This window comes from Mariniflexile ostreae (assembly GCF_042427585.1).
Lineage (GTDB): Bacteria > Bacteroidota > Bacteroidia > Flavobacteriales > Flavobacteriaceae > Pseudalgibacter > Pseudalgibacter ostreae.
The window spans coordinates 25,543-48,101 of sequence record NZ_JBHMFC010000037.1 but is presented as its reverse complement, the minus strand read 5'-3'; the positions used below and the strand labels follow the sequence as shown (position 1 = coordinate 48,101).

The 22,559-nt window shown below is 35.4% G+C and carries 18 protein-coding genes and 1 tRNA gene; 11 read left to right on the top strand and 8 right to left on the bottom strand.

Annotated elements, in window-relative coordinates:
• Nucleotides 1-175: 175 nt before the first annotated feature.
• A tRNA-Phe gene (locus tag ACFFU9_RS09575) sits at nucleotides 176-248 on the bottom strand.
• A 238-nt stretch (nucleotides 249-486) separates the two neighbouring features.
• Between ACFFU9_RS09575 and ACFFU9_RS09570 the strand changes: the two genes are divergently transcribed.
• The 7 genes from ACFFU9_RS09570 (at nucleotide 487) to ACFFU9_RS09540 (ending at nucleotide 8,460) form a co-directional block, all read left to right on the top strand.
• Complete coding sequence (locus ACFFU9_RS09570) at nucleotides 487-1,218, top strand: type III pantothenate kinase (RefSeq protein WP_379861205.1); 732 nt, start codon at nucleotides 487-489, stop codon at nucleotides 1,216-1,218.
• Nucleotides 1,215-2,525, top strand: coding sequence for a BamG family beta-barrel-assembly machinery protein (gene bamG / locus ACFFU9_RS09565; RefSeq protein WP_379861204.1), 1,311 nt, complete (start codon nucleotides 1,215-1,217; stop codon nucleotides 2,523-2,525). Before ACFFU9_RS09570 ends, bamG begins: the two co-directional genes overlap by 4 nt.
• A 21-nt stretch (nucleotides 2,526-2,546) precedes the next feature.
• A complete protein-coding gene (locus ACFFU9_RS09560; protein ID WP_379861203.1) occupies nucleotides 2,547-3,923 on the top strand; it encodes a hypothetical protein in 1,377 nt (458 codons plus the stop codon).
• On the top strand, nucleotides 3,924-4,478 hold the full coding sequence (gene lptC / locus ACFFU9_RS09555) for an LPS export ABC transporter periplasmic protein LptC (RefSeq protein ID WP_379861202.1): 555 nt from the start codon (nucleotides 3,924-3,926) through the stop codon (nucleotides 4,476-4,478).
• Nucleotides 4,479-4,558: 80 nt separating this feature from the next.
• Entirely contained in the window at nucleotides 4,559-4,753 is a 195-nt protein-coding gene (locus ACFFU9_RS09550; RefSeq protein WP_379861201.1) for a hypothetical protein, read from the top strand.
• Nucleotides 4,754-6,043 carry a hemolysin family protein gene (locus tag ACFFU9_RS09545; RefSeq protein ID WP_379861200.1) on the top strand — a complete coding sequence of 430 codons (1,290 nt, stop codon included), beginning with the start codon at nucleotides 4,754-4,756 and terminating at the stop codon, nucleotides 6,041-6,043.
• A gap of 287 nt (nucleotides 6,044-6,330) precedes the next feature.
• Complete coding sequence (locus ACFFU9_RS09540) at nucleotides 6,331-8,460, top strand: peptidylprolyl isomerase (RefSeq protein ID WP_379861199.1); 2,130 nt, start codon at nucleotides 6,331-6,333, stop codon at nucleotides 8,458-8,460.
• 126 nt (nucleotides 8,461-8,586) lie between these two features.
• Here the strand turns inward: ACFFU9_RS09540 and ACFFU9_RS09535 are convergent, their stop codons facing one another.
• The gene (locus ACFFU9_RS09535) at nucleotides 8,587-9,513 is read right to left on the bottom strand and encodes a GYDIA family GHMP kinase (protein ID WP_379861198.1); all 927 of its coding nucleotides are present in this window, start codon (nucleotides 9,511-9,513) and stop codon (nucleotides 8,587-8,589) included.
• Nucleotides 9,514-9,595: 82 nt separating this feature from the next.
• A complete protein-coding gene (locus tag ACFFU9_RS09530; protein WP_379861208.1) occupies nucleotides 9,596-10,930 on the bottom strand; it encodes a hydroxymethylglutaryl-CoA reductase, degradative in 1,335 nt (444 codons plus the stop codon).
• 174 nt (nucleotides 10,931-11,104) lie between these two features.
• Between ACFFU9_RS09530 and ACFFU9_RS09525 the strand changes: the two genes are divergently transcribed.
• The 4 genes from ACFFU9_RS09525 to ACFFU9_RS09510 all read left to right on the top strand — a co-directional run bounded on the left by ACFFU9_RS09525 (nucleotide 11,105) and on the right by ACFFU9_RS09510 (nucleotide 17,362).
• Entirely contained in the window at nucleotides 11,105-13,279 is a 2,175-nt protein-coding gene (locus tag ACFFU9_RS09525) for a S9 family peptidase (RefSeq protein WP_379861197.1), read from the top strand.
• Nucleotides 13,280-13,292: 13 nt separating this feature from the next.
• A complete protein-coding gene (locus ACFFU9_RS09520) occupies nucleotides 13,293-14,879 on the top strand; it encodes a peptide MFS transporter (protein WP_379861196.1) in 1,587 nt (528 codons plus the stop codon).
• Between the two features lie 38 nt (nucleotides 14,880-14,917).
• Nucleotides 14,918-16,705: a peptide MFS transporter gene (locus ACFFU9_RS09515; RefSeq protein ID WP_379861195.1), complete on the top strand. Its 1,788-nt coding sequence runs from the start codon at nucleotides 14,918-14,920 to the stop codon at nucleotides 16,703-16,705.
• A gap of 108 nt (nucleotides 16,706-16,813) precedes the next feature.
• Nucleotides 16,814-17,362, top strand: a complete 549-nt coding sequence (locus ACFFU9_RS09510) for a thioredoxin family protein (RefSeq protein ID WP_379861194.1) — start codon at nucleotides 16,814-16,816, stop codon at nucleotides 17,360-17,362.
• 79 nt (nucleotides 17,363-17,441) lie between these two features.
• On the opposite strand, the gene ACFFU9_RS09505 is transcribed toward ACFFU9_RS09510, so the two are convergent.
• The 5 genes from ACFFU9_RS09505 to surE all read right to left on the bottom strand — a co-directional run bounded on the left by ACFFU9_RS09505 (nucleotide 17,442) and on the right by surE (nucleotide 22,372).
• The gene (locus tag ACFFU9_RS09505) at nucleotides 17,442-19,481 is read right to left on the bottom strand and encodes a ComEC/Rec2 family competence protein (RefSeq protein WP_379861193.1); all 2,040 of its coding nucleotides are present in this window, start codon (nucleotides 19,479-19,481) and stop codon (nucleotides 17,442-17,444) included.
• 24 nt (nucleotides 19,482-19,505) lie between these two features.
• The gene (locus tag ACFFU9_RS09500) at nucleotides 19,506-20,093 is read right to left on the bottom strand and encodes a C40 family peptidase (RefSeq protein WP_379861192.1); all 588 of its coding nucleotides are present in this window, start codon (nucleotides 20,091-20,093) and stop codon (nucleotides 19,506-19,508) included.
• 7 nt (nucleotides 20,094-20,100) lie between these two features.
• On the bottom strand, nucleotides 20,101-21,213 hold the full coding sequence (gene lpxB / locus ACFFU9_RS09495; RefSeq protein ID WP_379861191.1) for a lipid-A-disaccharide synthase: 1,113 nt from the start codon (nucleotides 21,211-21,213) through the stop codon (nucleotides 20,101-20,103).
• Between the two features lie 105 nt (nucleotides 21,214-21,318).
• On the bottom strand, nucleotides 21,319-21,603 hold the full coding sequence (locus tag ACFFU9_RS09490) for a hypothetical protein (protein WP_379861190.1): 285 nt from the start codon (nucleotides 21,601-21,603) through the stop codon (nucleotides 21,319-21,321).
• Nucleotides 21,596-22,372 carry a 5'/3'-nucleotidase SurE gene (gene surE / locus ACFFU9_RS09485; RefSeq protein WP_379861189.1) on the bottom strand — a complete coding sequence of 259 codons (777 nt, stop codon included), beginning with the start codon at nucleotides 22,370-22,372 and terminating at the stop codon, nucleotides 21,596-21,598. The genes ACFFU9_RS09490 and surE overlap by 8 nt, the downstream gene beginning before the upstream one ends.
• Nucleotides 22,373-22,559 lie beyond the last annotated feature (187 nt).

Here is a 22,559-nt window from a genome sequence, read left to right as displayed (position 1 = left end):
TTTAGAGCGCAGTTCAGAGGGGTTAGAAACGTAGAGTTCTTCCTATATAGACTTACAACAATTTATGCATAATCTTAAAATCCCACAACTTTATGACTTGATCCGATCCCCCTTCTATTTCTAATTTAAATTATAAAAAAAATCCCGTAAACTATTAAGTTTCGGGATTTTTTCGTGGTACCTCCAGGAATCGAACCAGGGACACAAGGATTTTCAGTCCTTTGCTCTACCAACTGAGCTAAGGTACCTGCTAAATGACAATTTTAATATTTACTTGTTTTTCTAATAACAATCAGAGTAAGCGAATATACCTTGCCAAAGCGATTGCAAAGATATTCATTTTTCTCTTTTGTCAAAATAAAAAATGAAAAATATTTACATTTATTTTTTGCCTTTTTGTTAGTTAGCTTATTATGTTAGCATTATGATAAAAATAAAGATGAATATATCTGATGTTTTTGTAGTTTTACCGCTTTTAATACTTGAATGAACTTAGTAATAGATATTGGGAATTCCTTCGTGAAACTTGCTGTTTTTAGTCAAAATAAGCTTAAGCACAAGGAAATCACTGAATTAGAATATTTTTCAGAAGAAGTGGATGTGTTGTTGCAAACCTATCCGCTAATTAAAAAAGCCATTATAGCATCGGTAGCTAAAATGGACGAAAACACTATTTCCGACTTAGAGAAAAAAGTGCAGGTTTTGGTGTTAAATAGAGAAACTCCTTTGCCCTTTATTAATAAATATAGCACGCCCCATACCTTAGGTATGGATAGGATAGCGCTGGTAAGTGCATCCGTATACCAGTTTCCTCATACCAATAGCCTTGTTATCGATGCTGGAACATGTGTCACCTATGATTTTGTTACGAATACTAACGAATATCTAGGCGGCGCTATTTCCCCAGGAATACAATTGCGCTACAAAGCATTGCATAATTTTACAGCAAATTTGCCGTTACTAGAACAGGAAATACCGAATTCCATTATAGGAAACTCTACAGATTCTGCTATTCATGCGGGAGTGGTTATTGGTATTTTAAAAGAAATAGACGGCGTGATCGAGACCTATAAACAAAAATATTCGGATTTAACAGTTATTTTAACAGGAGGAGATGCTAATTTCTTGTCTAAACAATTAAAAAGTAGCATATTTGCGAACTCTAATTTTCTTTTAGAGGGATTGAACACTATTTTACAATTTAATTCTCACGAATGATAAAAAAAATCGTATTGGTTTTTATTGCACTTTTTGCAATTCAAGGATATGCCCAAGAAGGCACTGCTTCACCTTATTCCTTTTATGGACTTGGAAGTTCTAAGTTTAGAGGTACTGTGGAAAACAGGAGTATGGGTGGGTTAAGTATCTATACAGATAGTATCCATGTCAATTTACGAAACCCGGCATCATACGCCACTCCTAATTTAGCTTATTTTAACAATGAAAGCCGACCGGTGAAATTTTCTGTAGGGGGTAGTTATTCTAGTTCAGATCTGAAAACAGATAATGCCAGCAGCAACGCTTCAACAACCACTTTTGATTATGTGGCGCTTTCAATTCCTATGGGGAAATTTGGATTTGGCTTTGGCATTATGCCCTATACTTCTGTTGGGTATAAGTTGGAAGGAGCCGATAGTGCTGGAAATGCTGCAAATAGATATAGTGGAGAGGGCGGTTTAAATAAGGTTTTTCTAGGATTAGGATATCAAATCTCTGAAGGCTTGAGTGTGGGGATCGATGCGCAATATAATTTTGGAAGTATAAAAAGCAGTTTTAGTGAAACGCTTTACGACGACGACGGGATACCGCTGCAATACCAAACCAGAGAAAAGAACCGTACAGATTTAAGCGGTTTGAATTTTAACTTAGGCCTCTCATATAAAAGAATGATTACTGATAAGTTAGAACTGGTTTCTGGACTTACCTATTCTATAGAAAGTAGATTGTCTGCTGAAAACACTCGATCATTATCTACCATCATTCGAAACTCAAGTACAGGTCAAGAGTCTGTTATAGGGAATATCGATACAGATTTAGAGGCACTAGGTTTAAAAGATACCAATCTTATTCTACCATCCAAAGTTTCTTTTGGTGCGGGTATAGGGCAGCCAAGAAAATGGTTTATAGGAACCGAATATCTCTTTCAAAATACGAGTAATTTAGAAAATGCGATATTGAGCTATAGTAATGGTGCTACTTTTAAAGACGCCTCTACCATCTCTTTAGGAGGGTTTTATATCCCACAATACAATTCTTTTAATAGCTACTTAAAGCGTGTGGTTTATAGGGCTGGGATGTATTTTGAAGATACAGGGTTAAATATAAATAGTGAGCCTATAAAAGAGTTTGGCATATCTTTTGGAGTAGGCTTACCAGTAGGCGATATGTTTTCCAATGCAAACCTTGGTTTTGAAATAGGAAAACGCGGTACTACAAACAGTAATTTAATACAAGAGAATTTTATTAATTTGCAATTAAGTTTGTCATTGAATGACAAATGGTTTGGTAAAAGGAAATATGACTAACAACAGACTAAAATGATTATCATGAAAACAAGAATCACCTTATTAACTTTATTTTTTCTGGCAATAAACGTCAGTTTTGCTCAACAAGAAGAGTGTATGACAAAACTTTCCATATTTCATGAGTATGTAAAGGGGAAAAATTTTGAGGCAGCTTTCGAGCCGTGGAGTGAAGTACGACGCGACTGTCCTAATTTTAATATTGCCATTTATTCCGATGGAGAAAAAATATTAAATGATAAAATTGAAAAAGCAACAGGTGCAGATAAAGCGGCAGCAATAAAAGATTTAATAACATTGTGGGATGAAAGAGCTACTCACTTTCCCGACAAAACCGCAAAAGGCGAATATTTGGCAAAAGGATGTCAATTGATGTATGACAATAAAGCGGAAATGAACATGACCAATGAAGAATTGTTCAAATGTTTTGATGATGCGTTTAAGGCCGATAGAGCTACTTTTACGAATCCAAAAAGCTTATATACCTATTTTTCTTTAATGGTAGATTTGTTTGATGCTGGTAAAAAAACAGATGCAGAATTGTTTGATAAGTATGATGACGTTGTTGAGAAGGTAGAAGAAGAAGTAGAAAATTATTCTGAAAACTTGAATGTTATTATAGAAAAAGAAGCCGCAGGAACCGCTTTAACAAAAACAGAGGATAAGTATAAGCCTTATTACGAAAGCTATTTGAAGGCTTACGACCAAATTTCCAGTGGTATCGACCAAAAACTAGGAGACCGCGCTAATTGTACGAACTTAATACCATTGTACGTTAAAGACTTTGAAAACAATAAAACCAATGCCGTTTGGTTACAACGTGCAGCGGCTAAAATGTCTGAAAAAGAATGTACAGACGATCCTTTATTCTTTAAATTAGTTAATGCTTATCACGATTTAAGCCCGTCTGCAAATTCGGCTTACTATTTAGGAATTTTAAAGGATAAGGAAGGAAAATCAAGAGAAGCTATTGCCTTTTACAAACAAGCAATTGACTTAGAAACAGATGATTTCAAAAAATCGAAACTTACAAATAGAATTGGTTTGAAATTAAAATCTGCGGGGAACTTCTCTGCAGCAAGAAACTACTTTAGAGAGGCTTTAAAATATAACCCTTCAAATGGACGTCCTCATTTATCTATTGCGGGTATGTATGCTTCAAGTGCAAATAGCTGTGGTGATGATGCTTTTAATAAGCGTGCCGTATTCTGGTTAGCTGCAGAAGAAGCTAGAAAAGCGTCGAGAGTAGATCCTACCTTAAGTAGGGATGCCGCTAATACAGCAGAAAACTATTCATCTAAAGCACCTTCTAAAGCCGATATTTTTAGTAAAGGAAATAGTGGTGAAGTTATAAAAATAGGATGTTGGATTGGTGCGAGTGTTACAGTGCCTAGTATCTAAATGAATATTATTTTAAAACATAAAACAGTTTACATAGTCACCCTAATTGCGGTGACTATGTTTTTTTCATGCGATAACAGGCTTAGTGATGTCCAAAAAATGGGGATTTCAGAAAATGAACCTATAGGAGTGGCCGAAAATTTAAACCTTAAACAAATAGATTCAGGTAGGGTAGAAGCCATTCTTATTAGTCCGAAAATGCTGGACTATTCGAATAGGGCTTTTGCTTTTAATGAATTTCCCGAAGGGATCAATCTAGAATTGTTTGAAAAAGGAAAAAAAACAGCCACAATTATTGCCGATTATGCAATGATATATAATAAAACAAACCTTATAGATTTACAAGGTCACGTGATTTTGGCTACAGACACAAAAGACACGTTGTTTGCAGAACAGCTTTTTTTTGATCAAAGCAAACAATGGGTATTTACCAATAGACCAGTAACTTTTAGAACGGGTCTCGATAAAATCAACGGAAACGGTTTTGATTCTGATGCGAAATTTGAAAAAGCTGAAGTGTTAGAAATCAATGGCATTATTACGCTTGATGAATAACAATTGCCTTTCTTATTAAGATAAAGAGAGATAAGCAATCATCGTAATTTTAATTATCTTTGTAGATTAAAGATTATCCTATGAAATTCCAAAAATATTTTCAATACGCGTATTTGATTTTTGCAGTCTTGTTCTTCTATGATGCCATTTCAAAATGGGCACAAACAGGAATAATACCTTACCCATCTTTGTTATTAGGGGCTACGGCTATTTTTATGTTCTTTTTTAGGGGGAAATTCAATAAGAAATTTGACAATAAAGAAGGCTCTAAATAAATGAGTTTTTATGTTATTATTATAGTCGTTTCATTACTGCTTTCAGCCTTTTTCTCGGGTATGGAGATTGCTTATGTGTCTTCTAATAAAATCCATATCGAGATTGAGAAAATGCAAGAAGGGGTTTTGGCAAAAGTACTTTCAAAATTAACAACACGACCCTCAAAGTTTATTGCTACTATGCTTATTGGCAACAATATAGCATTAGTGGTTTACGGGTTTTTTATGGGCGACTTATTGGTAGATGCGTTCCAGAATGTGTTGCCAACATCTTCATCGGTTATCAATTATATGCTAACCGATCTAAGTCTGTTAACCCAAACGATTATTTCAACACTAGTAATTCTTATTACTGCAGAGTTTCTGCCAAAAGTGTTTTTTCAAATTTATTCCAATCGATTACTTAAACTATTGGCCATTCCTGCCTATGTGTTTTACGTGCTGTTTTCTTTTGTTTCAGATTTTATAATATGGATTTCAGATACGGTTTTAAGACGATTTTTTAAAACCGAAGGAGATCAAATACAAATGGCATTTACTAAGGTGGAACTTGGGCACTATATTAGTGAACAAATGGAATCTGTAGAAGCAGACGACGATGTAGATACAGAAATCCAGATTTTCCAGAATGCGCTAGAGTTTTCAGAGGTAAAAGCACGTGATGTTATGGTGCCCAGAACGGAAATTATTGCGGTTGAAAAGCATGATAGCATCAAAAACTTAAATGCACTTTTTACAGAGTCTGGTTGCACTAAAATTCTAGTTTATAAAGATACCATTGACGATATTTTAGGGTATGTGCACTCCTTTGAACTTTTTAAGAAGCCTAAAAATATCGAATCTATAATCTTGCCAGTGGAATACGTTCCAGAAACAGTACTTATTAATGATGTGCTTAGTGTGCTTATAAAAAAACGAAAAAGTATTGCAGTGGTATTAGATGAATATGGCGGTACATCGGGTATTATGACTGTGGAAGATATCGTGGAGGAACTCTTTGGAGAAATTGAAGACGAACACGATACGGTTGTGCTGGTGGAAGAGCAATTAGATGAAAATTTATTTAAATTTTCTGGACGATTGGATGTCGATTATATTAATGAAACCTATAAGCTTAACTTGCCAGAAAGTGAAAATTATGGAACGCTTGGGGGCTTAATTGTAAATACAACAGAGCAGATCCCTTCTCCAGACGAAGTGGTTCTTATTAATAATTTCCAGTTTACCATTTTAGAAGCTACAAACACCAAAATTAATTTAGTGGAATTAAAAATTTTAGATGAGGATTAATCTATAAACTTACAATACGAGTTAAAACACCGTATTTAGTCCTATTGGAGTATTACGATTTTTGATAGCTAAAGTAATAACACAATAATTATCAATATTTTAGTAAGAATACCCGACTGTTAAACACTTCTGCACTTTACTGGACAACAACATATAAGATTCCTTCAAACAAATACAAAATAACCCTTTTATTATTAAATTGAAAATGGTATTTTCGCGGACATTATTTTCACATCGTGAATAGACCAACAAACAGATATTAAAGTTTTAAAAAATTAAAATAACAGATGGCAGTTTTAAATAAAATTAGGCAACGTTCACTTTTTTTGATCTTAATCATAGCATTAGCGTTATTCTCTTTTGTTTTGGCAGATTTATTCAGAAATGGAGATGCCTTAACAGCAAAATCACAAAATATTGTTGCCACGATAAACGGTAAGGATATTACACGTGACGATTTTTTGCAAAAAGTAGAAATAGCACAAAAACAATCTGGACAAAATGCTACCTCTACACAAGTGATGAATCGAGTGTGGGATCAAGAAGTACGTCAAGCTATTATGGAAACTCAATTTGAAAAACTGGGTATTACTGTTGAAAAAGACCAAATGCGCGACCTTTTAAAAACAGCATTGGCTTCTAGTCCTGAGTTTATGAATGAAGCTGGTCTGTTTGATGAAAATAAATTGAATGAATACATCATCAATTTAAAAGAAACATCTCCTGCCGCATATGCTAGTTGGATTGACTATGAAAAATCATTGGCAGCGAATGCCTTACAGCAAAACTATTATAATATGGTTAAAGCTGGACTAACAGGAACCTTGGCAGAAGGTACTTTAGAATATAATTTGGAAAGCAATAAGGTAGACCTTGAATATGTTCAAATTCCTTACACTTCTATAGCAGACAGTACTGTAAAAGTGTCTAATGCAGATGTTAAAAAATATGTTTCTGAAAATAAGAAACAATATAAAGTAGATGCCTCTAGAGATATTAGATATGTGGAATTTAATGAAACGGTGACTGTTGAAGATGAAGCAGCTATAAAAAAATCACTTACCACATTATTGAACGATAGAGAAGAGTACAATAAAGCGCTTAATGCTAATGAAGAGATTGTTGGCTTTAGAAACACCAAAGATGCTGGTGCTTTTGTAAATTCAAACTCAGATCTTAAATTTGATGATAGATTTGTGTTTAAGTCAAACTTACCAAGTGTTGCTGCCGATAGTATTTTTAATTTGAATGTAGGTGGTATGTATGGGCCTTATAAAGATAATGATTATTTTAAAATATCGAAAGTGATTGCCGTTACAACACAGCCAGACTCTGTAAAAGCAAGACATATCTTAATTCCTTTTATTGGATCTCGATCTGCTACAGAGGGAACAACCATGACTAAAGACGCTGCTAAACATGTGGCGGATAGTCTTGTTACATTGTTTAGGTCTAATAAAAGTAAATTTGCAGAGGCCGCTAAAGATCTTTCTGCAGATACAGGAAGTGCAGCAAATGGTGGTGATTTAGGCTATTTTACGGCCGGACAAATGGTTCCTGAATTCAATGACTTTACATTTCAAGGGAAAACTGGAGATGTAGGTGTGGTAGAAACTATTTTCGGATATCACGTTATCGATATCCAAGAACAAAAAAATGCACAAAGGGCTATTAAGGTTGCAACACTGGCTAGAAAAGCAGAGCCTTCAGAAGAAACCATTTCAAAAGTATTTAGAGATGCTTCTAATTTTGAAATCAATATCCATAAGAAAGATTTTGATGAGGTTCTAAAAGAAAGCAACCAGACGGCACGCCCTGTTAATGGGATAAAAATTTTAGATGAAAATATACCTGGCATAGGTAACCAAAGACCTGTAGTACGTTGGGCTTTTGAAGATGGTACTAAAGTAGGTGATGTAAAACGTTTTAATGTATCTGGAGGGTATGCTATTGTTCAATTAGTAGCAAAGCATGAAGCTGGATTAATGGCTGTGGAAGAGGCTAAGGCCACTGCCATACCAGCTATAAGAAAAGCTAAGAAAGCAAAAATTATTAGAGACCGAGTATCTGCTACTACGCTTGAAGATTTAGCAAAAGCTGAAAATACTTCTGTAAAATCGGCTTCTGCTGTAAATATGAAAAACCCTACGCTTTCTGGAGCGGGTAGAGAACCTATGGTTATAGGAACGGCCTTTGCTTTAAAAGCAGGTGAAACCTCAAAACTGGTTGAGGGTAACAATGGTGTTTACATGGTAAAAGTAACAAAAGTAGTGCCAGCTCCTACTTTAGATAATTATCAAGCCTTTGCAAATAGAGTGGAATCACAAAAAGTAAATGTGGTTAATTCTAAACTTTATAACGCTTTAAAAGAAGCTGCAGAGATTGAGGACAATAGAGCTAGATCACAAGTTCAATAGTGTTATATTAAATAGTAGTGTATTAAAAAGCTCCGTTTATTCGGGGCTTTTTTGTTTAATATGGTCTGGTTTTTAAAAAAAGAGGATGTGGGATAGGGGTAAGAAAAGCGCTTAAGTTTTATATGCTTATAAAATCATATCACTATAAGGAAGTACAGTATGAAACCCTCTTTCTTTAAAGTAGGGGATAGGGTTTTCTTCTGATGCGGCTAAAATGAAATCACCGCCCCAAGCTCCAAGACTCTTTATACTGCCATTAAAATCTGGAAACAATAAGGATTTAACCGGGTTTTGTTTCGTCACCTTAGCAATAATGGTTTCATGGGCACTAATAAGAGTTCCAAAGGTTTTTAGGGTTTTGCACGCTATTATTTTAGAGGTAATATCATTAATTTCAGAAATCTCAGATGTTAATGAGCCCTTTTGTTCTTTATAATGAGCAATGCCATCACGGCTATTTTGTTTTTTATCTAAATAAATAAAATACAACTGTGATTGGAATGTTGGATTAAAAGCAACTTCTTTTATATGGGGTTTCCCTTTGTGTAGGGCGTACAAAATAGGGTGGTTTGTTTGTGCGCAGGCAATGTCGTACCCACTGCCTCCAAAAGTTGTTTTTAAAAGCGTAAAAGCATCTGTATTTGTCCATTGGGCCACATTGTTTATTAAAGTTGAAGAAGTGCCTAAGCCCCAGTGTCTGGGAAAATCCAATTGCGTGGTTATCTTAAATCCTTTATCAGAATTTAATATATCAGGATTCAACTTATGTACGGCATGGAGAATTTGAACAAGTCTTTTAGAGATATCCTGGTTCCCATGTTGTTGGGAAGGATTAGAGGCCTGTAACAGCGTCTTTAAATCAAGACCAAATATATTTTCAAACCAAACCAGCCCCTTTTCATCTAAGCTTTTCCATATCAGTTTGGATTCTGGAATACTCTCAATGGTTAAAGATTGTCCGAACGTAGTGGGAAGCGCTAAAGCCTTAGCCCCATCCAGAACAACATATTCGCCTGTAATCAGTAATTTTCCGTTGCTATAGAAATGTTTCAATGCTTGTGTTTATGGGATTCTAATTCCGTTTTTGTTTTTTAAATTTGATGAGGGGGCTATTTTAAGATTAGGGTTAAACCCCTTAATCGTTACCGTTACTCATGACTCGTAATTTTTTAATAGCATCTCCTACCGCATTGTGTGAAACCGTATGGGTTTTAAAGTGTGCAGTTAAGAGCTGTTTTTCTTCATTAGTTGCTTCAAATTGATTTAAGATATTCATTAAATGCATTTTCATGTGCCCTTCTTGAATGCCTGTAGTAGTAAGGGAACGCAATGCCGCAAAGTTTTGAGCCAAACCAGCAACAGCAACAATTTGCATTAATTCTTTGGCTGTAGGCTGCTGTAGTAGTTTTAAAGCCAGTTTCACTAAAGGATGTAAACCTGTTAATCCACCAACAGTACCAAGGGCTAATGGGATTTCCATCCAAAATGTAAAAACACCGTCTTCTACTTTGGCATGCGATAAGCTGCTGTATCGGCCTTCTTTAGAAGCAAAAGCATGAACACCCGCTTCAATAGCTCTAAAATCATTTCCGGTAGCTAAAACAACCGCATCAATACCATTCATAATGCCTTTGTTATGGGTTACGGCACGGTATGGTTCTACCTCGGCAATGTTTACGGCTTGTATAAATTTCGCGGCAAACTCTTCTCCAGAGATGTTTTTATTGTCATTTAAGTCTTCTACTTTACAGCTTACTTCGGCCCGTACCAAACAATCTGGAACGTAATTGGAAAGAATGCTCATAACAATTTGAATGTTTTTTTCCGCTTCAGAAAAATCACTAAAATGCTGTGCTTCTTTTTGGAATGTTTTGGCAAACTGCTCTAAACAAGAATTTATAAAATTGGCGCCCATAGCATCTAAGGTTTCAAAGGCCGCATGGAGTTGGTAGTATCCAGCGATATCTGCTGTTTTGTCTCGTAGTTCGATACTCGTAATACCACCGCCACGTTGCTCCATGTTTTTGGTAATGGGCTTAGCATCTTGAAGTAACTGTGGTTTCACAACATCAAAAAACTTTTGCAATGTTTTTCTTGATCCATGATACATAAAATGAACTTGTCCGATTTTAGTTGTAGATAAGACTTGGGTTTTAAAACCGCCCCTTTTTAACCAAAATTTGGCAGCATTACTGGCTGCTGCTACTACCGAGCTTTCCTCAATAGCCATGGGAATGGTGTGAATCTTTCCGTTTATTAAAAAGTTTGGGGCCACACCAAAAGGGAGATAGAAATTTGAAATGGTGTTTTCTATAAATTCATCATGTAATTGCTGGAGTTTATCATCTTGGTTCCAATACTGCCTTAAGACCCGTAAGGCCTTTTTCGAATTTGAAAAATAAGTTTTGGTTAACCAGTCCATTTTTTCAGACTTTGATAACTTGGAAAAACCAGAAATGGAAACACTCATAAATTTGGATTTTAAAATGGCAAAGATACTATTCTTGTCACGAATATGTAGTTTCTTGTTGTTTTCAACGTCTTTAAATGTTAATAATATTGATTTTTGCATAATTTTTATTAAACTTAGCTTCATTTCGATAAATAAACATTTTTTTTGTAGTAGCGTTTAAAATTTCCTTTAATGAATCGTTTAAAATACTCTTTTTGCATTTGTTTTTTGTTAACAGCAATTGGTACTGCTCAAACTAAAACGATAACTCTTGAAGCTATTTGGGATGGTGTTTTTAGAACAGAAGGTATAGATGTGCTCCATTCTATGGCTAATGGCGAGCAGTATTCTGTTTTAAATTTTGATAGAATTTCTAGAAGTACATCCATAGATATTTATGATTACAAAACCCTGCAGAAAACCGAGACACTTGTAAGTTCTAGAAATCTTAAGAATATGTCTTATTTTTCAGATTATACTTTTAGCGATGATGAGCAAAAGCTAATTTTGGCCACCAATGTAAAGTCTATTTACAGGCATTCTAAAAAGGGTGAATATTACCTTTATAAGGTTAAAGAAAAATCGTTATCCTTAATTTTTGAACGTGATATCCAGGAACCCACATTTTCTCCAGATGGAAATAAAGTGGCTTTTGTATTTGAAAATAACCTGTATATAAAAGATTTAAATACAGCTATAATTACCCAGGTAACATATGATGGTGAGAAAAACAAAATCATCAATGGAGTGACGGACTGGGTTTATGAGGAGGAGTTTTCTTTTGTACGGGCTTTTGATTGGAATACCGAGAGTAATAAAATAGCCTTTATAAAATTTGATGAAACTCTCGTGCCAGAGTTTTCTATGGATGTTTTTGGAGAAACACTTTATCCAACCCAGGAAGTTTTTAAATACCCGAAAGCTGGTGAGGCGAATGCTTTGGTCTCTCTTCATGTCTATGATTTAGAAACCGAAAACACTACAGAAGTTGAAGTAGGCAAAAAATATCAGGATCACTATATACCACGGATTAAATGGACGCATGACCCCCATATTTTGAGTGCGCAGTATATAAATAGGCACCAAAACATATTGGACTTGTGGTTGGTTAATACAGAAACAAATGTATCGCATGTTGCGCTTGTTGAAACGGATAAAGCTTATGTGGAGGTGACAGATAATTTAACGTTTTTAAAGGATAATAGTTTTATATGGACGAGTGAAAAAGATGGATATAACCACATTTACCATTATGATAAGCAAGGTAAACTAATCCGTCAAGTAACAAAAGGAAAGTGGGAGGTCACCGATTTTTATGGATATGATGAAAAAAATCAAACTATTTTTTATCAATCTGTTGAAAACGGTTCCATAAATAGGGATGTGTATGCCATAAAAATAAATGGACGTCATAAAACGAGATTAACAAAACAAGACGGAACGAATCAAGCCGAGTTTAGTTCTAATTTTGCATATTTTATAAATACTTTTTCTAACGCAACAACCCCACCAGAGTACACCTTGAACAATGCTGCCACAGGAAGTGTTCTTAAAAGAATTAGTGGTAATGACGCCCTGTTAAGAAGGCTATCGGAATACCAAATATCTGAAAAAGAATTCGGAACCCTTCATGTAAATGGACACGATTTAAATATGTGGATAATGAAACCAGCAGATTTCGACCCATCAAAGAAATATCCATTATTTATGACACAATATTCGGGACCCGGATCACAATCGGTTTCCAATAGTTGGAACAATACAAATGATTATTGGTATCAGCATCTTGCACAGCAAGGTTATATTGTGGCCTGTGTGGATGGTAGGGGTACAGGCTATAAAGGTGCTGAGTTTAAAAAAGCGACCTATTTGAACCTGGTTAAATATGAAACCATTGATCAAATTGCTGCTGCCAAAGCTTTGGGGGAAAGATCTTATGTAAATGCAGATGCTATTGGCATTTGGGGCTGGAGTTTTGGGGGGCACATGGCGACCAATTGCTTATTAAAAGGCAATGATGTTTTTAAAATGGCAATTGCAGTAGCGCCGGTAACCAGCTGGCGTTTTTACGATACCATTTACACAGAGCGCTACATGCGTACACCTCAAGAAAACCCAAAAGGGTATGATGATAACTCGCCTCTTGAATATCCAGAATTATTAAAAGGAAACTACTTGTTGCTTCATGGCTCTGCTGATGATAATGTGCATGTACAGCATACTATGCGTATGGTTGAAGCATTGATCCAAGCTGATAAACAATTTGATTGGGGCATATATCCAGATAAAAATCACGGTATTTATGGAGGGAACACAAGACTTCATCTTTATAAAAAAATGACAAATTTTATTAAAAAAAATCTATAATAAAAATAAAATTATGAGCCAAGCAAGTGATCCAGAGTTAATTGCGCATCTTGAAAAACAAGGGATTGATAATAGAATGGTAATGGGGCATCCAGCAGGCTTGTTCGTATTGTTTTTTACAGAAATGTGGGAACGTTTCAGCTATTATGGAATGCGCGCCCTATTAACCGTGTTTTTAATCACAGAAATAGGTAAAGGAGGTTGGGAATGGACCAATGCCGATGCGATGCAACTGTATGCTTGGTATACGGGTTTGGTTTATTTAACGCCACTTATTGGAGGCATGATAGCTGATAAATTTACAGGATTTAGAAAAGCTATTTTATTGGGAGCTTTAATCATGACCATAGGCCATGCTTCTATGGCATTCGAAATGATTAGCCCTACTTTCTTTTATGTTGGTTTGGTGTTTATGATTTTAGGGAACGGATTGTTTAAACCCAATATATCTTCTATGGTAGGAAATTTATACCCCGATTCAAGCTCGAAAAAAGATGCGGGATATACGATATTTTATATGGGCATTAATGCCGGGGCATTTTTAGGGATGCTACTGTGCGGTTATATAGGTGAAAAAGTAGGATGGCATTATGGATTCGGATTGGCGGGTGTGTTTATGTTGTTCGGAATGTTACAATTCTATTTCGGACGTAATATTTTTGGAGTAATAGGAGAGAAGCCTAAGAAACAAATCGTAACCGATATAGACGAAATCGCACATGTAACAGAAGAGGTAGAAACTCCTGCCCATATTGTGCGAGATAGATTAATAGTTGTTGGCGTGCTAATGGTGGCGAGTATATTCTTCTTTTTTGCTTTTGAGCAAGCAGGAGGCTCTATGACTGTTTTTGCTAAAAATTATACCCAAAGAGTTTTAGAAGGAAATGCAGGGATAATTTTTAAATGGGTAGATGCTATTTTAACTATTTTCCCAATTGTAATCGTTTCTTGGGTCCTTTACGGTTTAGGAAAGAAAATTTATAAGGACTATCCCTTAACAATTGTCTTTACGGCAGCTTCCTTTGTTATCATTTGGATTTTAGGAGGCTGGAAAGTATATCGAGAATTTAGTCTGGAGCAAACGGAGGTTACGGTCTCTTGGTTTCAAATTCTAAACTCATTTTTTATTATCACACTAGCTTCATCGTTTAGTAAAATGTGGGAGAAGGTATGGAATCCTTCTGGTCCTGTTAAATTTGCCATGGGCTTAGCTTTAGTTGGTGTTGGATTCTTGGTATTATCACTGGGTTCAAGCAGTATACCACAAGGCGCTAAAGAGGCTTCTGTTAGTATGATTTGGTTAATATTGGCTTACTTTTTCCATACTACCGGAGAATTGTGCTTATCTCCAGTCGGGTTGTCGTATGTGTCTAAACTATCGCCTAAGCGATTAGCGGGACTATTGTTTGGACTTTGGTTTACAGCTTCGGCCATAGCGAATTTTATAGCAGGTATGACAGGGTCGTATATTGATCAAATTTCTCAAACGTACTCCATGTCTATCTTTTTCTTGATCATTGCGGCAATACCTATGATTGCAGCCGTAATCTTGTTGATATTGAATCCGAAACTAAAGAAAATGATGCACGGCATTAATTAATGCTTACTAGTAACTAACCAAAATAAATACCAATAAAAATGAATACTGATATTGAAAACCTATTTAAAGATACCGTTCTTGGGCACCCTGTAGGATTGTTTATCCTTTTTTTTACAGAAATGTGGGAGCGTTTTTCTTTCTATGGCATGCGGATCCTTCTTATTTTATTTTTAACCGCACCTTTAGTGAGTGACAACCCTGGCTGGGATTGGCCTCGTGAACACGCACTATCATTAATTGGTACATATGCCTCACTGTTATATTTAACGCCAATTATTGGAGGTTGGATTGCCGATAAATGGACCGGCTACCGTATTGCTGTAGTTATTGGCTGTGTTATTATGACGCTTGGTCACGCAGCTATGGCTCTCGAAACCACAACATCCTTTTATTTAGGTTTAGCATTATTGGTTATTGGTACGGGGTTTTTTAAACCTAATATCACTTCTATCATTTCAGAAATGTATAAAACAAGGGAGTCTAAAAAAGATGGTGCATATACTATTTTCTATATGGGTGTTAATGCAGGAGCCTTTTTTGGAATGATGCTTTGTGGCTATTTAGCAGAAAATTACGGATGGGTATATGGTTTCGGTCTTGCTGGAATTTTTATGTTTTTAGGAATGCTTCAATTTTTATTAGCACATAAGATTTTTGGAAAGGTAGGTGCAGCGCCGTCAAAGAAAATTGATGTGGTTTTGCACGATGGCGAAGATGTTACGGATTCCGATGTTATAAAAGAAGAAGTGGAAGCAGCGTCAAAACTGAATCCTTTTACAGCATTTGATAAAATACTTATAGCGTTATCTTCTGTTGGTGGGCTTTTATACCTATTCAATGACCCCTTAGAGAAGATTGGAGGGAGCAGTATGCTACCTTTTGAAATAATGGGAATGAGTGGGTCGAATGCTGTGGTTCTTACTGCCTTGGCGCTTTTCTTAATTTTGCTAATCATGCGAATTTCTCGCTATATTCCTATTGTTAGGGATCGTTTGGTGGCCGTGTCTGTCTTTGCTTTGTTTACCGTTTTCTTTTTTGCCTTTTTTGAGCAGTCTCTGGGGTCTATGACGCTGTTTGCGAGCGATTATACCAACAGGGATTTAGTGGGAGGTACAGCAACCATTTTTAAGATTGTAGATGGCTTGTTAACTACTATTCCCTTAATAATTATTACCTATGTTATTTTCTTGATTTTCAAAAAAACGTTTGGAAAAATAGGCCTTTCCAATATCATGTTGGCTCTCGCTTTTATTGGGGTATGGGCGTTGGTGATTTATCGTATTTATGACAAATCATTCTCGGATGAATTAAAAGTTGATGCCACTTGGTTCGGAATATTAAACTCTTTCTTTATTATCACACTTGCTCCTCTTTTTTCAAAATGGTGGGAAAGTAAATATAACCCAAGTGCTGCAATGAAATATGCTATTGGATTGGTTTTGCTTGGTTTAGGTTTTGGGATTTTGGCTTATGGTGCATCCGACATACCTTCAGGTGCCAAAACAGCATCGGTAAGCATGATTTTTTTAATACTGGCTTATTTATTTCATACTATGGGCGAGCTTTGTTTATCGCCATTAGGGTTGTCTTACTTAAGTAAGCTCGTGCCAGCGAGAATGATCGGTTTTATGTTTGGAGTATGGTATTTGGCCATTGCTGTTGGTCAAAAAGTAGCAAATACGATGGGGGGCATGATTGATAAAATTTCTGAACAGTACTCCATGGGCACCTTCTTTTTAATATTCACACTAATCCCTATTGCTGTAGGTGTTATATCTATGATTTTAAATCCGGTTCTTAAAAAGCTCATGCACGGCGTAAGATAAGTAGACTTTAAAATGTTAAAAAAGGCTTAAAGATTTTGAATTTGTCCACTTCTTTGTAAGTTCGGAACGAATTTTGGAACTAAACTATTTGATTTTAAAAAAAAACAAATGAAGAAATTTATATTTGTAGCAGCATTTGCGCTAATCTCAACATTTAATGGTATCGCACAAGAGATAAATTGGGTAACTCTTGATGAAGCCATAGCGCTTCAGAAAAAAGCTCCCAAAAAAATCATGATGGACGTTTATACCAATTGGTGTGGTCCTTGTAAAATGTTAGATAGGAACACCTTTCAAAATAAAGATGTGGCGGAGTATGTGAATAAACATTATTATGCTGTAAAGTTTGATGGTGAAGGCAATGAAGTTGTAACTTATCAAGGAAAGACATTTAAAAATCCTAATTATAATCCCGCTAATGCCAATAGACGTAATAGTGCACATCAATTGGCAAGTTATCTACAGGTAAATGCTTATCCAACAATTGTGTTTTTTGATGAAAAAGCAGAAGTGATTACACCGCTTAAAGGATATCAAACTCCAACACAATTAGAATTGTATTTAAAAATGTTTAGAAACGGCGATTATAAAAACATTACAAGTCAGGAGCAGTTTAATGCTTATTACACTAATTTTAAGCCTGAGTTTAAAAGCTAAAAGTACAGATTTAGTTTACAAGGATTAAGTTTAGACATCTTCTTATAAAGCACTTGTCGCTCATTTTAGTTGTCTTTTCTTAGTATTCAATTATAAAAGCACCCTTTTCTCCAGTAGCGTGAAAAGGGTGTTTTCTTTTTTCGCAAATAGTTTTCCAATTTTCGATATAGGACTTGTAATTGCTTCCATCGGCAATAATTTGTTTAGGTTTTAAAGAATCTAATAACCGGTTTAAATTTATTTTTGGAGCGTGTCTTAAAAGAACATAATCTGGCTGGAAGGTGCTTATGTTGTAAACACCTAGACTGTCTACAACCAAAATTTTCTTGTCTTTTAAAATATAGAACGACTGCAAGGGGTCTTCCTTAACGCAATTTATAAAATTCGCAATCGCATAATCTGTAATGGGACTGTTTTTTAGTGCAGAGGTAGCATGCATGTCGGTAGCAACGTTTATGCTTTGATTTGAAACATCAGCTAAAAGACTATATCTGTTTTTGTGAAACACAATAAAGGTATTGTTCGGTGTTTTGAGTTTTGTGAAAATCATGCTAGCCTGGGAAAATAACACAGCAATTAAAAACCATTTTAAGTTTTTGTAATGCGGTTTTTGGATATAACGGACTAAAGCAATACTGAACAAGTAGAACATTAATACGTATAGAAAATTAAAAGGGATGTCTTTAATTAAAAAGCTCTCGTGTTGTGATATCCATCCCACAAAAGTGTTCATGATACTTATAACTTGTCCATATAGGATTACTATTATATCAGGTAAAAGTCCTATAAGTGCTAGAAAAATAACGCCAAGACCACAAGCCAAAACAAGGCCTAAAAAAGGAACAACGACAAGGTTGGAAATAAAGAATAAGCTTGGAAATTGGTGAAAATAATACAAACTAATAGGAAGGATTCCAAATTGAGCCGCCATGGTAACCGCAAAAGTGTCCCAATAGAGTTTAACCAATTTGTTTTTAGGACGCCATAAACGATTAAAATAAGGCACTATACCTACGATGGCGAAAACGGCAGCATAGCTAAGCTGAAATCCCACATCAAATAAAAATAGGGGTTTAAAAAGAAGTAAAATAAAAATAGAAATAGCTAGCGTGTTGTAAATATTGGTAGGACGTTTTAAATTCATGGCAATGGCCACAATACTAAACATGGTAACGGCTCGAGTAATAGAAGGGGATAAGCCTGCTATAATGGCAAAACTCCATAATAAACTTACCAGTACTAAGGTTTTTATAAGATAGCCTTGTTTAAAACGGTCTAGAGGTTTCAATAATAGAGTTAACAACCATAAGATAATACCGATGTGCAATCCTGAGAGCGCCAAGATATGTAATACCCCTGCATTTTTGTAGTTGGTATATATTTGGTCGCTAATATCCTCTCGTTGCCCCAATAAAAGGGCGTTGATAATAGCTAATTCATCGGGTTGAAAGGGATAGGCATTTAGTTTCGTCTGGATGTGAGTGCGAATATTATTTGCTATGCCTTGTAAGGTGTTTGTTTTGTTTTCTAATTTAAATAAGGCATGCTGCTCTAAGCTTAATTGATGGTATATGTAGAGATGTTTTAAGTAGTTCTTATAATCAAATTGATTTGGGTTTAAAGTGGGATGTATAGCATCAAATGTGGTTTTACACTTAAAATAATCATCCACTTTCAATACGTTTTGTATCGTGTCGTTTTTAAGATTCAAGAGTAGTTTTCCTGTGGTTTTAACCCCGTCCACTTGCAAAACCTCTATGATATATTTGTCGAAATAGCGGTTGGATTTTAAAACTTCACGAACTCTAAAACTGATGGTTTTTAAGGAGGCTTCTTTAATATTGGTTTGATGGGTGTAATGGTTTGGATTGTTTTTATTGTTGTGTAGTGTAACCGTTAGAATCCCTATACTTACCATGCAAATAAAGGCGACAAAGCCAAACCAAATTGTTTTATTAAATTGGTTTTTGGCTATGTAAAAAAACAGCAATAGAAGACTTAAAGCCCCAAGGGAAATCCCTATAGCTACTGGTACTGTGGTATCTAAAAGATACCCAGCAAGGATGCCTACTATCAGAAAAAAAGTAAGCTTTACAATGGTAAACTGGAGTAACCGCATACCATGGAAAGATATAAAAAAATCTTATAAGATTCTACGTACTTCTGTGAAAGCATTTTTCCAGTATTCTTCATTTAAAGAAGAAATAATAACCCCACTTTGGGTAGTGGAATGGATGAATTTTATAGCGTTGTCTTCAATTGCAACCACTAAGCCTACATGGTTAATATCGTTTCTTCTATTTTGGGTTTTAAAAAACAACAAATCCCCTTTAAGCGTTTCTTTTAAAAGTATCTTTTCGCCTCGTTTAGCCATGTCTCTAGATATTCGGGGAAGAAAAATATCATGCGCTCTAAACGATTCAAAAACTAGACCAGAGCAGTCCATGCCCTCGGGTGTCGTACCGCCCCACTTATATTTTACACCCTCAAATTGTTTGGCATAATTAATAATATCGTACTTAGCATCGCTCATTTTAGGGATACTATTGGGATTTAAAGTTGTGTTTCTAAGCTCATTTCTCTTGGTCCCATGCTCTATGGAAGGTACGTGGATGTCCCGATGTGTTCTTTTGTCTATGATCACTTTTGAATATGTGGTTTTTTTAGAAGTACTACAACTGGCTAATATTAGTGATATAGAAAGAAAAAAAATGACAAGAAATTTTTGCATAAGTATATTATTTTTGAATGGACTGATAGATTAATTTTGCGGTTTTTTCACTAGCGCCTCTTCCGCCTAGGGCTTTTTCTAAATCATAATAATCCAAAAACATTTTTTCACGTCTTTTTGGGCTTAAGATGGCTTCTAACTCTTTTTTTAATGTTCTTTTGTTAAAATTATTTTGGATAAGTTCTGTAACGACTTCTTTATCCATTATAAGATTTACTAACGATATAAACTTTAAAGTTATTATACGTTTTGCAATTTGATATGAAATAGTACTTCCTTTATAACAAACCACCTGCGGGACTTTAAATAGGGCTGTTTCTAAAGTAGCTGTGCCAGAAGTAACTAAAGCAGCTGTGGAAACACTAAGTAAATCGTAAGTTTTATTAGGAATAAATGCAACGTTATGTTGTTTTATAAAAGACTCGTAAAAACTGTAATCTTGACTAGGGGCCCCTGCAATAACAAATTGGTATTCGGGAAAGTTATCAACCACATCCAACATGACAGATAGCATGGTTTTAATTTCCTGTTTTCTGCTACCGGGTAACAAGGCAATAATAGGAGTGTTGTTTAAAAAATATTTTTTTCGAAATACTTCAGGAATCACCTGTTTTCTGTTAGCAATGGCATCAATAAGCGGATGTCCCACGAAATGCACTTTGTAATGGTGTTTTTTGTAAAATGACTCTACAAAAGGCAGAATTACATACATGGCATCAATATCACGCTTTATGGCTTTTACTCGACTGGCTCTAGAGGCCCAGACTTGTGGTGAAATGTAATACTGGGTTCTAAAATGATGTTGCCTTGCCCATTTTGCTATACGAAGGTTAAACCCAGAATTATCAATAAAAATAATAACATCAGGCTTAAAGGTTTGGATATCGGTTTTACAAAAAGTAATATCCTTAAAAATAGAAGAGAGGTTCATGATCACTTCAATAAACCCCATAAAAGCCCGTTCCTTATAATGTTTTACTAGGGTACCACCAACTGCTTGCATCAAATCGCCGCCCCAAAACCTAAACTCGGCATGTGCATCCTGTACCTGCAATGCTTTCATAAGATTAGAGCCATGTAGGTCTCCTGAGGCTTCGCCAGATATGATGTAGTATTTCATAGGCTTTATTGTTTTAGGGGTGACGTTTTTTTATCGATTTGTCATTTAGTGATACTCTTACTGTTTTATCTAAAAAAATACCTGTCTTTTGTTTGGCATGTTTAGTTAGAACATTTTAAAAACAAAAGTAAAAAGAGCTACCAATATAGTAATTAGTAACACACCTCTAGCGCGATAATCCTGTCTTTTTTTAATAAAAACAAAAAAGGCGATTAAATTTAAAACAGCACCTAAACTAATTAATTTCCCTAAAAACCCTTCGTTAGAAGCCGCTTTAATTACGGTAACAAAATCATCGCCGTTCCCCAGTAAGCTTGCCGTAAGAAATAAACCGATACTGTTGGCTATAAGGCCAATAAGCATTCCTGTTAAAATATCTTTTTTAATCATTTAAATTCCAAGTGTTTAGATTTTGGATGCTATGATGTGCCGTTAAATCGAACTGAACAGGTACTACGGCTACGTAATTATGTGCTAAAGCCCATTCATCTGTATCTTCACCATGATCCAAATTTACAAATTTTCCCGATAACCAATAATAATCACGTCCCTGTGGGCTTACGCGTTTGTCGAATTTTTCCTCCCAATTGGCTTTAGCCTGACGGCAAACTTTAATGCCTTTAATCTCTTTTTCAGAAACATTCGGGATGTTTACATTTAACACCACACCATCTGCTAACCCGTGTTTTAAAACATTTTCGGTTATTAGCTTCACATACTTCTTTGAAGCTTCAAAGTTAGCGTTCCAAGAATAATCCAGTAATGAAAAACCAATAGAGGGAATTCCTTCAATACCCGCTTCTAATGCGGCACTCATGGTGCCAGAATATATCACGTTTATAGAAGAGTTGGAGCCGTGGTTAATACCAGAAACACAAATATCCGGTCGTCTATCCAGTACTTCCTTAATGCCTAATTTAACGCAATCTGCTGGTGTGCCAGAACAACTATACTCATTCGTCTTGACTCCATTTTTCGTTAAGCGTTCCACGTAAAGTGTAGCATCTAAAGTAATAGCGTGGCCCATGCCGCTTTGTGGGCTATCGGGAGCTACCACTACCACATCTCCTATGGTATCCATCACGGCTATTAAGGTTCTAATCCCAGGGGCATTTATGCCATCATCGTTGGTCACTAGTATTAGTGGTCTCTTTGTCATAACATTTCTTTATTAAAACCCCGCTAAATTACATAATTTCGTAATGAAACGTTCAATTTGTTTGCTTTAACAAAAATTTAGCCCTGATAGATATGTAATGGCATGGTTTTTTCTCTATTTTAGTAGAAAATTATGCGTTAAATTTTAATTGATACTCATTTTAATAGCCATAATAGATTTAATATGA